Origin of the sequence: Mesorhizobium sp. BR1-1-15 (assembly GCF_020165475.1) — a bacterium.
Classification (GTDB): Bacteria; Pseudomonadota; Alphaproteobacteria; order Rhizobiales; family Rhizobiaceae; genus Mesorhizobium.
Map to the genome: position 1 here is coordinate 43,095 of NZ_JAIUIF010000016.1, position 15,002 is coordinate 58,096.

Annotated in this window: 14 protein-coding genes; 4 read left to right on the forward strand and 10 right to left on the reverse strand. The window is 60.4% G+C overall.

The annotated features are described in order from the left end of the window. Positions 1-51: 51 nt before the first annotated feature. Both LB541_RS23125 and LB541_RS23130 read right to left on the reverse strand, forming a co-directional pair. The gene (locus LB541_RS23125) at positions 52-531 is read right to left on the reverse strand and encodes a MucR family transcriptional regulator (RefSeq protein ID WP_318012505.1); all 480 of its coding nucleotides are present in this window, start codon (positions 529-531) and stop codon (positions 52-54) included. Positions 532-1,016: 485 nt separating this feature from the next. Then, positions 1,017-1,211 (reverse strand): hypothetical protein, encoded by a 195-nt coding sequence (locus tag LB541_RS23130; protein WP_140498455.1) that lies wholly within the window; start codon positions 1,209-1,211, stop codon positions 1,017-1,019. 686 nt (positions 1,212-1,897) lie between these two features. On the opposite strand from LB541_RS23130, the gene LB541_RS23135 reads away from it, so the two are divergent. From LB541_RS23135 to LB541_RS23150, 4 genes are all read left to right on the forward strand, one after another. After that, positions 1,898-3,904 carry a DUF4838 domain-containing protein gene (locus LB541_RS23135; protein WP_140625471.1) on the forward strand — a complete coding sequence of 669 codons (2,007 nt, stop codon included), beginning with the start codon at positions 1,898-1,900 and terminating at the stop codon, positions 3,902-3,904. 758 nt (positions 3,905-4,662) lie between these two features. Continuing rightward, on the forward strand, positions 4,663-4,992 hold the full coding sequence (locus LB541_RS23140; protein WP_140658147.1) for a DUF768 domain-containing protein: 330 nt from the start codon (positions 4,663-4,665) through the stop codon (positions 4,990-4,992). 79 nt (positions 4,993-5,071) lie between these two features. Further along, positions 5,072-5,572, forward strand: a complete 501-nt coding sequence (locus LB541_RS23145; protein WP_140498549.1) for a metallophosphoesterase family protein — start codon at positions 5,072-5,074, stop codon at positions 5,570-5,572. A gap of 178 nt (positions 5,573-5,750) precedes the next feature. After that, on the forward strand, positions 5,751-6,056 hold the full coding sequence (locus LB541_RS23150) for a hypothetical protein (protein WP_140498458.1): 306 nt from the start codon (positions 5,751-5,753) through the stop codon (positions 6,054-6,056). Positions 6,057-6,190: 134 nt separating this feature from the next. On the opposite strand, the gene LB541_RS23155 is transcribed toward LB541_RS23150, so the two are convergent. The 8 genes from LB541_RS23155 to LB541_RS23190 form a co-directional block, all read right to left on the reverse strand. Next, complete coding sequence (locus LB541_RS23155) at positions 6,191-7,375, reverse strand: NAD(P)/FAD-dependent oxidoreductase (protein WP_224619693.1); 1,185 nt, start codon at positions 7,373-7,375, stop codon at positions 6,191-6,193. Further along, positions 7,372-8,094, reverse strand: a complete 723-nt coding sequence (locus LB541_RS23160) for a class I SAM-dependent methyltransferase (RefSeq protein ID WP_140558010.1) — start codon at positions 8,092-8,094, stop codon at positions 7,372-7,374. Before LB541_RS23160 ends, LB541_RS23155 begins: the two co-directional genes overlap by 4 nt. Further along, the gene (locus LB541_RS23165) at positions 8,095-9,180 is read right to left on the reverse strand and encodes a type III polyketide synthase (protein WP_140558011.1); all 1,086 of its coding nucleotides are present in this window, start codon (positions 9,178-9,180) and stop codon (positions 8,095-8,097) included. A gap of 454 nt (positions 9,181-9,634) precedes the next feature. Further along, the gene (locus LB541_RS23170) at positions 9,635-10,822 is read right to left on the reverse strand and encodes an extracellular solute-binding protein (protein WP_224619695.1); all 1,188 of its coding nucleotides are present in this window, start codon (positions 10,820-10,822) and stop codon (positions 9,635-9,637) included. A gap of 34 nt (positions 10,823-10,856) precedes the next feature. After that, positions 10,857-11,618, reverse strand: coding sequence for a glucosamine-6-phosphate deaminase (locus tag LB541_RS23175; protein WP_140633040.1), 762 nt, complete (start codon positions 11,616-11,618; stop codon positions 10,857-10,859). Between the two features lie 2 nt (positions 11,619-11,620). Further along, a complete protein-coding gene (locus LB541_RS23180) occupies positions 11,621-12,673 on the reverse strand; it encodes a LacI family DNA-binding transcriptional regulator (protein ID WP_140581308.1) in 1,053 nt (350 codons plus the stop codon). Between the two features lie 212 nt (positions 12,674-12,885). Further along, positions 12,886-14,070 carry a mannonate dehydratase gene (uxuA, locus tag LB541_RS23185; RefSeq protein ID WP_224619698.1) on the reverse strand — a complete coding sequence of 395 codons (1,185 nt, stop codon included), beginning with the start codon at positions 14,068-14,070 and terminating at the stop codon, positions 12,886-12,888. Between the two features lie 35 nt (positions 14,071-14,105). After that, on the reverse strand, positions 14,106-14,849 hold the full coding sequence (locus LB541_RS23190) for a GntR family transcriptional regulator (RefSeq protein WP_411969812.1): 744 nt from the start codon (positions 14,847-14,849) through the stop codon (positions 14,106-14,108). Between the last annotated feature and the right edge of the window lie 153 nt (positions 14,850-15,002).

The window sequence follows — 15,002 nt, forward strand, 5'->3', positions numbered from 1 at the left end:
TACGAGCAACGGCGCGAGGACTGCCGGAGCCTCGCCCTGTGCTCCATTCGGTTAGCCTCTGGAAGTTCGGCCACTGGCATTCCGTTGTCCAAGCCTGATCCTCTTGGCTGCCTCCGAGCGCAACGCAGTTAAATTTGGCGCCACAATCGGATAATCCGGCGGCAAGCCCCATTTCTGGCGATATTGCGCTGGCGTCATGCCGATGGATGTCAGATACCGCTTCAAGGATTTCATGCGGCGCCCGTCCTCCAGGTTGACGATGAAGTCAGGGGTCACCGACTTGCGGATCGGCACGGCTGGAACAGGTTTCGGTTCGGGCTGGTGATCGCCCACGGCAAGCTTTTGCAAGGCACGGCCGACATTCTGGATCAGGTCAACCAGATCGGAAGGCGACGTCCGGTTTTTCCTGACATAGGCCGAAACAATATCAGCGGTTAGCTCAATGTGGTCGGCGGGGTCAGAGTCCATGAGTCCGCTCATTGCCTGAAGAAGGCTATCTTCCGTGGCCGAGGCGCGGAGCACGTTCTGCATCGCTCATTGAAGGATTGCCCACCGTCACAGGAGAATGCTCCTGATGCCCCGCTCCTTGCATGGCCCAATGCCATCCCCAGGTGCCGTTTGTGTCAATTGTCCCTTGGCGGCAGCCGATCCATCCAAAAGTGGTACCGCTTGCCAATCCCGATCCCGTGATGGCAGCGGCGAAACCGGCAACACCGGCGGCACAGCTAAGCCGGCAAGACCTCACTGATCCGATGCCGGTGCGCACATGTCGCGTACCGGTATCGACCGTCAAATCGATATCCAGCGCCGCCTCGCTGCGACGGCTCGACTTATTCGCGACGGCTCGACTTGTTCAAGGCTGTCGTGTCTGGAGCTTCATGGCGCGCTTGAAGTCACGATTGTCCACACGGCCGGCGCAAGACATGTCCAGGCCCGTAAGCCTTGAACAATGCTTGCGCCTTGTACTGTGCATGGGCGCTTGGACCTGAGCGGCGCGGCTTGACGAACCGCTCTTTCTACCACTCCGAGCCGGTATAGCCCGCAGCTTCCTTCCACAATGCGAGTGCGATGCTTGGCGAGCGGCCTTTCACTTCAATGTCTTTGCCGCGGTACTTTCCAGCCGCAATCCACACTGTCTTTGAACGCTGATAGATGTTGATGTCGAGGGCACTGGCTAGAGCTTCCCAGTCCCTGCGTCTCGAAAAATCCATCCGACCCCCATCTCTCCATAATGTGGAGCAGTAACGAACATGGCGGATGAGAGTTCCCAGATCGTGAGGACTTCACCATTGGTTTGCGCAAATGGGTCGCACAGCGGTGAAAACTGCCTCCGCTGGCTTCGCCAGCGGAGTATTGAATTGGGCGATATCCCCAGGCTGGAGCTATTTGGCCGCCTTTGCCGTCCTCTCCGCACCCACCAGACTGCCAGCGGTTTTTCACCAGATCCGCAGGTGCCACCCGATCGGGCCGGCCTCGGACGACCCGACCTTTGTCCGGAATCGGCAAAACGACGAGATGAAGAAGCCACTGAAGCACTCAGTGAGACTGTCAAAAGAATGTGTTCGATCATGATAAGCCTCCAAAAGAGGGCATTGCTTGTCCCGTGGAGATGGATAGTTTTTCGAGAAAAATCGCGGATATCTCGATTAATTCTTTGAACCCTTTAAATGAGATAGGACTCTGTGTGCACGTACCTACTATACAAAGAGAACCCTTACACACTGATCTTCGCCTTGGCCCCGAACTGCAGACTGGCGAGCAATGGATCGGCATGCGGGCAAGGGAAACGTGACGGCTGAAGCATGCAAAGCTTACTTGATACAAATTGTTGTGAACGCCCGTCCTCGTAAAAAGGGTCTACATTCTTGGATGCGCGCGCATAAGTGAGGTCTTTGGCATGGGGCCGTTATCGCGAAGGACGTTTGCACAGGGAACGGTTCTGGGCCTGTTACACTGGCTTGGCTTTACCAACCCTGGCAAAGCGGCCACTCAATCTTCAGCTGGCGTAACGCTTATCGCCCGCGGCAGACCTGCGGCAACGCTCGTTACTTCGGATCAGCCGAGTGGCTCTGTTCACTACGCCGCCACGGAACTCGGCTGGCACATAAAAAAAGCGACCGGCATCCAACCTGCCATCACAACTGAAAACCATGTCTCGCCGGCTGGCCTGCGTAACGCCGCCCATATTTTTCTGGGCGACACCCGGTTCGCCCGGGCAGCCGGAATCACATTCGGCGCATTGGCGCGTGAAACCTGTATCATCCGAACCGTCGGCAACCATCTGTGCATCGCCGGCCTCGATCATCCCGGCAGTGCACTCGACCAAAACACATCCGCGGGCACCCTCTTCGGCGTGTACGAGCTCCTTGATCGCTATTTCGGTGTCCGATGGCTATGGCCAGGTGAACTGGGAACGTTTGTCCCAAAGGCACAGTCCTTGGTGATCCCCGCGCTTGATTACGTCGTTACGCCCCGGTTCATGCAGCGTCGCGTGCGCGCTGGAGCTGGCTTCACGAGCGAAGAACATCCCGAAATGGGTTTCACCGCAGCAGCGGCGAAAGAATATATGAAAGCCCAGGCCACGTTCCTGCGTCGCCACCGAATGGGCCGCAGAGTACCCACGAACTACGGTCACGCTTTCGTCGACTGGTGGCAGCGGTATGGCACCGAGCATCCCGAATGGTTTCAATTGGTCAGAGGCAAACGGGGCCCGGTGAGGCTGGGCGCTCGCTTCTCGATGTGCATTTCCAATCCGGGCTTGCGAGAAGAGATCGTCTCGCAATGGCGTGAGCATCGGAGCGCCTCTGCGGGACAGCCAACTTTCGTCAATGCGGTCGAGAACGACATCCCGGGGCAGTGCGAGTGCGAAATATGCAAAGCGCTGGATGGCCCAGAGCCGCCTGACTATCGAAAGTTCATTCCGTCGAAGTCGAAGATCGCCAGCAAGCCTTTCGTATCGGACCGCTATGCGCGTTCCTGGCAAGCCATTCAGCGGATAGCCGCGAAAGACGACCCTAACGCGGTCGTGGTGGGATACGCCTATATGAATTACTTCGCGGCACCGACATCGGGAATCAAGTTGAACCCGAATATCCTGATCGGGTTTTGCCCATCGGCCTGGTACTATCCACGCAGCGGCGAAGAGCAGGACTGGATAAAAGACCAGTGGCGCGGATGGGCGGCAACGACTGCCCAGGTGTTCATGCGCACCAACTATTTCCTGGATGGCTACTGCATGCCGCACATATTCGCCGGCCAGTTCGCCGACGAGTTTCAGAACGCGGCGCGAAACGGGATGGTCGGAACCGATTTTGACTCGCTGACAGGCCATTGGGCGACGCAAGGTCCAAATCTCTATTTGTTGATGCGCCTGCAGACACATCCTGAGACTGCCGTGGAGTCATTGTTGTCGGAATATTATTCAGCCTTCGGACCTGCGGCCGACGACGTCAAAAGCTATTTTGATTATTGGCAGGCGTATACTTCGAACGCTCGCGCCCAGCTGCGGGAGGGGTTCGAGGCTCTTGGAGCATCTCGTTGGCGAAGCTGGGCGAAGGCGGCGCACGCTGTCTATCCAGAGGAGAGTTTCGCGCCGGCGGAAGCCTTGCTTGACAGGGCGGCAGCCTCCGCAATCCAAGATCCGGAAGCCTCGATGCGGGTGAAGTTTCTTGAGCTGGGATTGCAGCATGCGAAGCTGTGCTCGCGAGCGGCCAGCAAGCTCACGCTCGGCGATCCGCAATCCGCCTATGAGCGCGGAAAGCCGGAACTGGAAGCGTTGCTGCAATTTCGGCGATCATATGAGCATATGTGGATATCTAACATGAATCACTGCGCGTGGGTAGAGAGCCAGAGTTGGATCCTCCCGGGCTTTGCGATTCAATCTCCGGACCTTGATCCGGAATGATCCATCTATTTTGAAAGAAGGTTTGCGGGAAGCTAGCTGGCCGAGCCGCACGATATCGCGCCCTGGCCAGCTAGGGAGAGGTGGTCGGCGTTGTGCCAGGCACTGCCGACTGTGCTCGGTGCAGTTGCGGGAGCGCTTCTGTCCATGAACGGGGGGACTGCGTCAAGACAGGCGACAGACGCGACAATCACCTCGCAATTTTTCCTCAATCGCCGGAGAGGACACGTCGTGCTGCGCGGAAGTCGGTGCCTGGCTCTGGTTTCCCGATGTGAGGCCGAGACTTGCGGGACTGCATTTTTCCTGTCGGCTTTGAGCTGTGTTAACGTTGCCCTTGAACCGGTGGATCGGACCGAGGGGACTAGGGTCCGAAACCCGATTTTCATCCTGTTTGGCTGACACCTCCCATTGTTTTGGGAGTTGTGAACCACCTGGGCATTTCGCGATTCGAAGGCGAACCGTCAACCGCGCACTAAAGTATTGTTAGGCCCAGGTACTTCCCACCTCCCTTTATAGAACACGGGAAGTCTGTAACCTATGACTGCAAATTGTAAGCTGACAGTTTGGGGCTACTCCGTTCGGATACCGTGTGTTGCCGACGGCAAGGGCCGCGGCACCGATGGCAGCGGCAATGGCCATGCTCAACCGGCGCGTTCATCGGATCCCCGGTACCCAAGGTCAACGTCACAAGAGTCCGCAAAGTGTAGCCAGGAACATGGAACAACCGCTCTCAGCAGCAGTTGTCCGGTTCAGGAGGCAATATGAGCGCGACGATCGAGTTCTTTCGAACCTGGCTGCAGGAGAATGTCGGAAACCTGGCGACCGACACGCAAGTCAGCGTCGCGGTGTTGGCCCAGCAATTCGAGCAGGATGCGGACGCCGCAGGATACGGGCGCGAGGTTCGCGAAGAAGATATCGGCAACATAGAGGACGCCATCCAGCAGGCCCTCGACAAGGCGAACGCAGCCAACGGCCGGCAACCAGTTCCGGAGGAAGATGGCTCGCTTACGCCGATTATCCAAGGTCTTGAGGCTGCGGAGCCTGAACACTCAGCGTCTGCCGCCGGTGACGGCCGTAAGGAAGGAAGCTGACGAGCGCGTACAGCCGAATACCGGATCGTTAGTCCGGCGTATCGGGCTGGGTCGATCAGCGAGGGAAGTCGCGCACAGGATGATCTTCTTCACGAGCGATACTCATTTCAACGACCCACGCATCCTGCGAATTGATCGGCGGCCGTTCGGCTCGCTGGCAACGCATGACGCGGCGCTGATGAGCCTCTGGAACGAGACCGTCGGCTCGGACGACGAGATCTGGCATCTGGGTGATTTTGCCCGCCCGAAGGCCGGCATCGAAAACATCCTGTCGCAGCTCAACGGGCGCAAGCACCTGATCATCGGCAACAATGACGGAAGCGATGCAACGCTCGCATCTGGCTGGGCCAGCATCCAGCACTATGCGGAACTGGTGGTGGACGGTACCCTCCTCGTCCTGTGCCATTATCCGTTTCGGACCTGGAATCAGATGGGCAAGGGATCGGTGAATTTGCACGGCCATTCGCATGGCAAGCTGAAGCCGCTCACTCGCCAGCGTGATGTCGGCGTTGACGTGTGGAATTTCCGGCCGGTTTCCCTGCCGATCCTGCTCAGCAAGCATAACCGTCGATCAGGCTGAGCGTGGACCGGCGCCACGGACCGGCAGTCGTCATTTATACAGTTCTGGATGTGCTTCGCTCTGCATCAAAGCCGGACAAGAATGAAGATCGATCACGATTTTCCGTTACAGGAACAACAAGGACGGCGCTCCGTTGGGAAAGTGATCGCAACAAGCGATTTAACCAATGGAGGCACTTATGATGAAAACGATCTTGGTCGCATCCGCCCTGTCCTTAGCGCTCGCCACATCCGCCCTGGCCCAAACGAGCGGCTCGGGCAATGCCGGCGGTACCGCAGGCGGCGGCATGAACAACAGCGGCACGAGCGTCAACGGCTCCGGCAGCACCACGGGGACCGTCACAACTGATCCGAATGCGACGAACTCGACCACGACAACACCAAACGGCATGAACGACCGTTGCAAGGACACTGCGGGCAATGACGTTGACACCAATACCGCCAGCGGCACTGCCACCTCGCCGTCCCAAAATTGCAACAAATAGTTCCGCCAGCAGAATTCAGCTCAGGCCCGGCGATGACCGGGCCTGAGACATCATGTCGAATCGCAAGGCTGGGGCTATCGAAAGACGGAGTGCATGACCGCTATAGCGTCTTGGAGCACAAAGTCTTGAGCCTCTCAGTCGCACCCGATCGGCAGCGGTTTCGTTTTGCCGGCCAATCTGGCTCCCAGCGTCAGGCTGTTCGGGAAGCCGCTCACGAACGTGTCCATCGCGGCAGCGGACATGGGATGGGAGGCAAGGCGTGCCAACAAGGCAGCCACGCGAATGCGGGTGGCAAATTGGCTGTTCCAGACCTTCGAATAGCGGCGGCCAACAGCAATCCTCGCCGCCCGGTCCCAACGGCCGAACCTGGCCAGTTCGTTGGCTAGCAACCAGCCTGACTGCAGGGCCATCGAAATGCCTTCAGCGATGATGGGATGGGACTCACCGGCGAGGTTGCCCACCCGAAATATGTCGTCGGCAAAACGTGGACGAATGCCAGGCCGTATGGGACCTGTGGCGAGCCATTCGCCATCGAGCGTGGCATTCGCGATCGTGGAGGCGACACGGGGACACGAAGCAAGGATATGGGCATGAACAGCTTGGGCTGCCGACGAGACGTTGCCTTTTTCGCGTAGCCTGATCAAGACGTCGCGGCGCATGCAGCACGACAGCGACATCCTGTTCCGGTCGGCCCAGACCATGCCGCCATAGCCGCCCGGAAATGCCAGCAGGGGCATGAGGTCGCGGTCGAGCTCAGCGCCGGTGAAATGAGCCTTGAATCCGAAAAGATCGTGCGGCGCGTTGGTTTTCGGCAGGTTCGTCGGAAGCCTTCCTTGTTCCCACGAGCCATGCGCGGCAATAACGACCGGCGCAACGAGAACTCCCTGATCGTGCTTGCTTTCGATCCGAACCATAGCGTTGTCACCATCGGTGGTGATCTCCGCCGCCCGCCAAGGCTGGAACACGTCGGCTCCGGCATCGCGAGCCGCATCCAAAAGCATGCCATCCAGAACGTCGCGCCCGAGCGCGCGTCCAAATGCATCTCCCGCGGCCCGCGGCATGCCCGCATCCGTGCCGGGACCCGATGCAAAAAGTGCAACCCGCTTGACCTCCGGACCGGCTTTGGCGCGAACCGCGGCGCCTCCTCCCAATCTATCCAACAGATCCAGATTGACCGCAGACATGAATTCCCCGCAAACTTTGCGGCGCGGGAATTCACTTCGCTCGACGATGGCAACGGCGCGCCCCTGGCCGCTCAAAGCCAAGGCCACCGAAGAACCACTTGGCCCGGCGCCTATGACGATGGCGTCGTACATCATGGCAAACCTTCCGAAGCGCGGTCGACGGCAAGGAAGGCATGGGTAAACGGTCCAATTCTGCGTTCTGCACACTGGCGCCTGAAATCCGGGGGCCATAGGCTGGAAAGCTCATCACCCGCAAAACCGGCGCGGACGCTTGCCGGCGCATCGTGCAAAGTCACCTCGTTCGCGCCAATGACATGCAGAAGCGAGCAGGCTCTTAAGGCAATGGCGTTTCGGCTCGGCTCGGTGGCGAGAAACACTGGCGCCAGAGGGCGAATCGCCAAAAACAGGCGTTTCAGGGCTGCGTCCGGAAAATGGTGCAGAAACAAGTTGGCCGATACCACATCGAAGGCGCCGGCTCGGGGGTTTTGGATCCATTCGAAGACATCATCGATGATGGTTTCGACCCGCCAACCAAGTGCGTAGAAATCAGCGAACCGCCTGTCTGAAATGAGGTTGAACTGGTCAAGCATGACCAGGTCGACATCTGTCCAGCGCCGGGCGAGGCGCTTTGCGACGGAAAGCATGAATGCTCCATCGCCGGAACCAATTTCCAAAAATCTGGTCGGGCTTTTGCGCACGCTTGCCTTCAACAGGCTGGCCATGATCGCGCTCTGAAACATCAGTGCGTTTATCCAGGCGAGATCACGCCGCGAACCGACGGCCCTTGGATCGTCGGGAGGCAAATTGTCGAGCAGTTCCCGCTCGATCCGACGATGGTCGAGATCATTGGCCATTCAGGTATCGCCGGCTGTGTGGAACATCATCGTCTCGGTCGTCAGGCCAGGTCCGAATGCCATGGCACAACCCACACGGTCTTCCTTTGTGGCCTCGCGCAGCATTCGCTCGAGTACGAACATGACGGTAGCAGAGGACATGTTTCCGTTTTCACGAAGGACCTCGCGGGAGGTCGACAACGCATCGGAACGGAGATTCAGCGCGCGCTCCACTGCGTCGAGAACGGAGCGGCCGCCCGGGTGGACGGCCCAAAGGTCGACGTCTGAAACGCTCCTGTTTCCCAGAATGCTGCCTATGTCTGTGCCGAGTGCATGGTGGATTGCGGCGGGAACCTCTCCCGACAACACCATGTCGAAACCGTCGTCGTGTATGTTCCAGGTCATGAGGTCGCGGCTGCCGCCATCGACGAGCGCGTGAAAACTATCCAGTCCTATGCCAAAAGGACTGGCGCTTACCGACGCAGCCGAGCAGCCATCGCCCCACAGGCAGAACGAGAGCAGCTTTTCAAGGTCGGAGGTCTCCTTGAGGTGAAGCGTACAGAGTTCGATGCTGACCACCAGAACCCGGGCCTCGGGTTCCGACCGGATGATGTGTCGTGCCTGCTTGAGTGCGTTGATCGCTGCATAGCAACCCATGAAGCCGAGGATTGTGCGCTCGATGGAGGTCGGCAGGTTGCACCGGGCAATTATTTCCAGATCCAGGCCGGGGGCGGAAAACCCCGTGCAGGTGGTGACGATCAAATGTGTGATACGGGTCCTGTCCTGACCATGAAGGAGCTTCTCCACGGCCTGTTCAGCCAGAGCGGGCGCTGTGGCCGCGAACATCTCCATGCGCTTTGCCGTGCCTGGAAACGCGCCGCGTTTGAAAACACCCTCCAAATCGACACTTGGGCCTTCAGGATCATCGGCGGGCGCAAAGCACGAATAACGATGCTCTATTCCGCATCTGTCCGCCATGCGATCAAAGATCGCCCGGCGACGGGGATCTGCCGTCAGCTGGGAACCGGCAAATTGAAGAAAGAAGCGGTGAACGCCATTCTCCGGAACGGCTGCCGCAATCCGGTTGATGAAAGCTTGAGCGGGCATCTTTTCCTCGGCCTACAGCTTTAGGCTGGTGTACCGCGGGCGGTGACTACGAACCCGACCGGGTCGGGACCAGCCCCTGAGAGGTGGTAAACACTCTCATAAACGTTCGGGACAGATGAAAGCTTCCCTCGTCCTCGAGATTTCCAAGGTGCCGGCCAATGGCGGCACCAAGCGCAATTGGAGGCATCCTCGCTGTCGGCGGCGCAGGCGGGCGAGCGTCGAATGTGGCACCGTACCGCAACGGATGCCGCATTCGCATCAGGATGGATGGCATCGCGGCCGCCATATAGCCAGACGAGTCATCCATTCCTTGACCGGCCAAGGCCTGGCCAGTCGACCGCGATCTCGGGTGGACCGGCGGCTTCCCCGGACCACCAGGGGTATTGTTTAAGGCGGCCTAGCCATCATGGCGGCGGGGACAAACCGCTGTCGAATGGCGGTGCGCGGAGATACCCTATTTGCCGTTTTTGGCCCCGCCGATCTCCTTGTCCCACTTCTCGAACATGGCAACCAGCGGTTTGGCGTCGAGCGGCGGTTCGATCGGGTTGTCGGCGATCATCGCGGCATATTCGGGCCGGCCGAAACGCTTGATCGTGTCCTGGCTGTCCTGCGGCGCCATCTCTATCGGCACGTCCCTGATCGACGGGCCGGGGTACATGTAGCCGTGATCGTACATGAATGCCTGCTGCTCGGGCTCAAGGATGAAGGCGATCAGTTGCAGGAGAACGCCGAGCTTTTCGTCGGAAACGCCCTTTGGGATAGCCACATAGTTGGCGTCGCTGACCCAGTGGAAGCCCTTCAGGGTCGCAATCTTGTAGTCTTCGGGAACGATGCCGAGATAGCGCGGATTGATGTCCCATCCGGTGGTCGTGGCGATGATGTCGCGCGTGCCGTCACCCAGTTCCTTCATGGTGACGGTCGTGCCGGAGGGATAATAGTCGATGCAGTCGTTCAGTTCCTTGAGATAGGCCCAGGTCTTCTCCCAGCCGTCGATAGGATCCAGCGGATCCTTGTCGCCGAGCAGGTAGGGAAGGCCCATGACGAAGGTTCGGCCGGGGCCGGAATTCGCCGGGCGCGCATACATGAACTTTCCCGGATGCGCCTTGCACCAGGCAAGCAACTCTTCAGCGGTCCCAGGAAGGTCCTTGACCCGATCCGGCGCATATTCCAGGAGCGGGCCTGACGGATACCAGCTATCGACGAAGGCTTGGCCCTTCGCCATCTGCTGCATGGCATAGGCGCCCGGTAGGTAGCGCTCGTCGAGCTTGGGAAACATATCGGCATAGTCAGGCAGGATCTGGGTCCACAATCCCTGGTCGATGCCCGCGGCAAGGGCGTCGTTACCGGTGAGCACGAAATCGATGTCCAACCGGCCTGCCGCCTGCTGGGCCTTGAGCTTGGCGGCAAGTTCGGGCGCGGGCGCCTGCGTGTAAACGAACTTCGAGATCAGTTCCGGATGGGTCTCGGCGAACTTTTCAAGCGCCCGCTGGCTGAGTTGCAGGTCGCCGGCAACGTCGACCACATTGATGACCAGCGGTTCCTTCGGCTTCGGGAACTCCTTGGCAAGCACGAAAACCGGCCTTGCCGCCGCGGCAACGCCAGCACCCAGGATCGTTAGAAGTGCATTGCGTCGGGTTGTCATTGGTGTCTCCTCCCTTTCTAGGTTGCGTGGACGGTTATTCGCCCACGGTGTCCGGCACTTCGCGAAGCAGAGCAGCCGATTGCGGATCGAGAAACAGGTGGCAGTCGGCATGCCTGCGCAAGATACCGGCCGGCACCATCGGCGAGATCGGCGCTTCGACCGTATCGCGCACCGCCTCGGCCTTGCGGCGGTCCGGCACCGCCAGCACGATCAGACCGCTTTTCATGATCTGGTTGACGGTCATGGAGATCGCCCTGTGCGGAACGTCTTCCAGCGTCGGAAACCAGCCTTCGCCGAACTGCTGGCGGCGGCAGCGGTCGTCCAGCGTTACCAGGTGGAACGGTGCGGTCGTCTCGAAGTCCGCGGGCGGATCGTTGAAGGCGAGGTGGCCGTTCTCGCCAATGCCCGCGAAGGTCACATCGATAGGGTGCCGGGCAATCAACGCGCTGATGCGCGCCACCTCGGCACCTGGATCCGGCACGTCCCCGTCGATGAAATGAAAGGCCCCGAGCGACGGCAGCAGCGCGGTGAAGCGCTCCTTGAGATAGCGCCGAAAACTGGCCGGATGCGTATCCGGCATGGCGACATATTCATCGAGGTGAAAGCCGGTGACGCGCGACCAGTCGATGTCATCCCGCTTCACCAGCGCGGCAAGCACCTCGAACTGGCTGGCGCCGGTGGCGACGACGATATTGGCCGCCCCGCGCGCCTCGATCGCGGCGCGGATCGACTGCGCCCCCAGTTCAGCGGCAGCGGCGCCCAGCAGCTTTTTGTCCGGTTTCACGTAAATTCGCATGATCACTCCGTGGTTGTAAGTCGATCGAGCCCCGCCGTTTCTCGCTGCGAGCACGGGGCCTGGGTTGTCGCCCTGATGACGAATTCGGTGACGAGATTGATGCGCTTGTGAGCGAGCGGCTTGCCTTGCAGCATAGCGACGAGAAGCTCGACCGCCTGCCTGCCGGCCTCCGCGCAATGGGTTGCGATGGACGTCAGGGGCGGGAAAAGGGTCGGCGCCAGTATGCCGTCGCAGCCGATCACGCTGTAGTCGCCCGGCACCGACAGGCCGCGCGCGGCAAGCCCGGCCATGATGCCTTGCGCCATGACATCGTCGAATGCGAGTACGGCGGTCGCGGCCGTCAGGACGAGTTCATCGACGCAGGCCTGGCCGGCCTCGAAGCTTGGCCGCGAGGTCGGAACCCGTACAATCTCAACCCCAAGCTCGGCGGCCCTCCTGGTCACGGTGCCGTAGCGCTGGCTGTTCGACCAGGAGAATGCCGGCCCGGAAACATAGGCGATCGATCTATGGCCCAGCGAAACCAGATGCTCCAGCGCCTGCCCATAGCTTGGCCCGCTATCGACCAGAAGCCGTACCATGCCGGGAATGTCGCGGTTGACGAGGACGCAAGGCCGCCTCCGCGCATGTTCAAGGATCTGTTTCGTGTGCAGGCGCGAAGAGGCGATGATGAAACCTTCTACCTGCGCCGACAGCTTGGTCAGGAGAATGTCTTCCACTTCCGGCGTCTCGTCAGAATCGCCGATAAACGTCGCATAGCCACAGTCGCGGGCCGTCGCCTGCCCCCCACGCATCAACGCCGCGAAGAACGGGTTGGTGATGTCGGGCACGATCAGCGCGATATTGCCCATCCGGCCGGTGCTTAGTGCGCGCGCGGCATGGTTGGGGACATAGCCGAGTCTTGCGGCGACCGAGTGAACCCGCGCGACCGTCTCGCGACTGAGAAGCTCCGGCCGGCTGAAAGCACGCGAAACCGTAGCCGAAGAGACGTTGGCTGCGTCCGCCACCTCGCTCAGCGTCGGTGCTGAAGATGAATTGTTCCGCCTTCGGTCAGGCATGCGCGCCCCTAATGCAAGCGCTTGCATGAAAGCGCTTGCACGAAGTCGTGTCAAGGATTGATTGGCCTAGAACAGGTCGGATAATCGGACTGTCCCCCGAGGCAGTCCTCCACAGGCGGAAACCGACCTAATGCCGATCGACGTCAGGGATAGGGCAGAATCGGCGCAGGCCGACCGAAGCCGCGCCGATCACGGTAGGCATTGCCGCGCTGTCAACCCTTCGACTGGAGCGCGTGGATCACGCCGCGCAGTTCCGCCAGACCGCGCAGGCGGCCTATCGCCGGATAGCCCGGATTCACCGTTTTTGTGAGATCATCCAGCATGCGGTGGCCGTGGTCGGAGCGGAAGACGATGGTGTCGTGCGGTTCCCGTTTGCCGTCTTCGGCCAACAATTCGCGCAGTACCGCAACCATGTCCACGTCGCCGTCCAGATGCGCCGCTTCATGGAAGGTGCGGCCATCGCCTTCGCGCTTGGTCGCCCGCAAATGCGCGAAGGGGATGCGCGACGCGAAGTGCTTCGCCATCGCCGGAAGATCGTTGTCGGCGCGCACGCCAAGGCTTCCGGTGCAAAAGCACATGCCGACGGCCGGCGACGGAACTGCCTCGAAGAGCGCGTTGTAGTCGGCGGCGGTCGAGGCCACCCGCGGCAGACCAAAGAGCGAGCGGGGCGGATCGTCCGGATGCAGCGCAAGCCGGACGCCGCTGCTCTCTGCGGCGGGCGCGATCGCCGCCAGGAATTCGGTGAGATGGTGGCGCAGCCGGGCGGCATCGATGCCCGCATAACGCGCCAGCCGGTCGCGAAACTGCGGGACCGTCAACGGCTCCGTGGTCGAGCCCGGCAGCGCACTGGCGATGTTGGCGACGAGGGTCGCGGCCTCCTCTTCGCTCATCGCCTCGAAGGCAGCTTTCGCCCGCTCGCGGTCCTCGTTCGAATAATCGGCTTCGGCTCCCCTGCGCTGCAGGATGTGGAGGTCGAAGGCTGCAAACCGGTCCTGGTCGAAACGCATCGCGGTCGCGCCGCTTGGCAGTTCGTAATCGAGATCGGTGCGGGTCCAGTCCACCAGGGGCATGAAATTGAAACAGATGATATGGATGCCGCTGGCCGCAACCGCTTCCATGCTGGCGATCCAGGCCTCGATCTCGGCTTTCGCCTCGCCGCCGTGACGCTTGACAGCGTCGGGGACCGGTATGCTTTCAACGACCGACCAGACAAGCGGCGAGCGGTCGGACGGCGTATCCTCGATCATCGCCTTGCGCGTCGCCACCTCCGCCTTCGTCCAGGCACGCCCGATCGGGACTTCGTGCAACGCCGATACGATATCGGTGGCGCCGGCCTGACGCACGGCATCGAGCGGAACCCCCGCATCCGGCCCAAACCATCTCCATGCCTCGCGCATTCGTCATTTCTCCAACTATTTCAGGGCTGGTCGGCTCAAATAAACCAGTCGGGGTAGGCGTCGCGCAGTTGCTCGACATCGGGAATGACAGCGCCCAGGTGGATTCGCATGGCCTCGCAGGCAGCCTTCACGTCATGCGCCCCTATAGCGTTGCGGATGACCGTATGCTCGCCAATCACATGGTCCATGCGGCCGAGCGCGGGCAGCGTCATGCGTCGCGCCCGGTCGATCTGCACCTTGACCGGCTTCAGATAGTTCCAGATGCCGGAATAGCTGGCTATTCGGGCAATCGCCTCGTGAAAGGCCTCGTCGGCCTCGTGAAAGCCGTTCATGTCCTGTCGTTCGGCAAGGAACCGCTGCCGCGCCAATATGTCGTCGAGCTTTCCCACATCGTTGCCGTTTGCGCATTGCGCGGCCTTTTCGACCGTGGCGCCTTCCAGCGCCTTACGGATGACGACGGCTTCGGGAATGAGCGAGATCGGTATCGGCGCGACGAAGGTTCCCGACTGAGGATAGATATTGACCAGCCCGTCTTCGACCAGACGAATCAACGCCTCGCGCACCGGCGTGCGGCTGACACCGAAACGCTCGGTCAGCACCTTTTCATTCAAGGCGTTGCCGGGCTTAAGCTGCATGGATACGATCGCCTCGTGCAGTTCGCGGTATACTGCGGACGCAGCCGTCGTACGCACGATGCCCGGCCGACGCATCTTCGTTCGAACGGAGACGGCGTCGCGGTCGGAGCCCGCAATGCCCGCATGCGCCTTTGCTGATGTCATTTCTCGATCCCCGATCTTCAATCAGTTGACATATTAATATATTATTCCTTACTGTTCGCCAATATCGGAACGCCGCTTCATCCCAAATTATGATCGCGCGCATTCAATCGCCCCTCCCTTCCGAACGCCGCTTTCGCGGCTCGACCGCAAGGA

Coding starts and splice junctions, on each gene's coding strand:
- LB541_RS23150 (WP_140498458.1), top strand. CDS start 5,751: ATGATGAAAACGATCTTGGTCGCATCCGCCCTGTCCTTAGCGCTCGCC.
- LB541_RS23160 (WP_140558010.1), bottom strand. CDS start 8,094: ATGGCCAATGATCTCGACCATCGTCGGATCGAGCGGGAACTGCTCGAC.
- LB541_RS23145 (WP_140498549.1), top strand. CDS start 5,072: ATGATCTTCTTCACGAGCGATACTCATTTCAACGACCCACGCATCCTG.
- LB541_RS23155 (WP_224619693.1), bottom strand. CDS start 7,375: ATGATGTACGACGCCATCGTCATAGGCGCCGGGCCAAGTGGTTCTTCG.
- LB541_RS23135 (WP_140625471.1), top strand. CDS start 1,898: ATGGGGCCGTTATCGCGAAGGACGTTTGCACAGGGAACGGTTCTGGGC.
- LB541_RS23140 (WP_140658147.1), top strand. CDS start 4,663: ATGAGCGCGACGATCGAGTTCTTTCGAACCTGGCTGCAGGAGAATGTC.
- LB541_RS23180 (WP_140581308.1), bottom strand. CDS start 12,673: ATGCCTGACCGAAGGCGGAACAATTCATCTTCAGCACCGACGCTGAGC.
- uxuA (WP_224619698.1), bottom strand. CDS start 14,070: ATGCGCGAGGCATGGAGATGGTTTGGGCCGGATGCGGGGGTTCCGCTC.
- LB541_RS23170 (WP_224619695.1), bottom strand. CDS start 10,822: ATGACAACCCGACGCAATGCACTTCTAACGATCCTGGGTGCTGGCGTT.
- LB541_RS23165 (WP_140558011.1), bottom strand. CDS start 9,180: ATGCCCGCTCAAGCTTTCATCAACCGGATTGCGGCAGCCGTTCCGGAG.
- LB541_RS23130 (WP_140498455.1), bottom strand. CDS start 1,211: ATGGATTTTTCGAGACGCAGGGACTGGGAAGCTCTAGCCAGTGCCCTC.
- LB541_RS23125 (WP_318012505.1), bottom strand. CDS start 531: ATGCAGAACGTGCTCCGCGCCTCGGCCACGGAAGATAGCCTTCTTCAG.
- LB541_RS23190 (WP_411969812.1), bottom strand. CDS start 14,849: ATGACATCAGCAAAGGCGCATGCGGGCATTGCGGGCTCCGACCGCGAC.
- LB541_RS23175 (WP_140633040.1), bottom strand. CDS start 11,618: ATGCGAATTTACGTGAAACCGGACAAAAAGCTGCTGGGCGCCGCTGCC.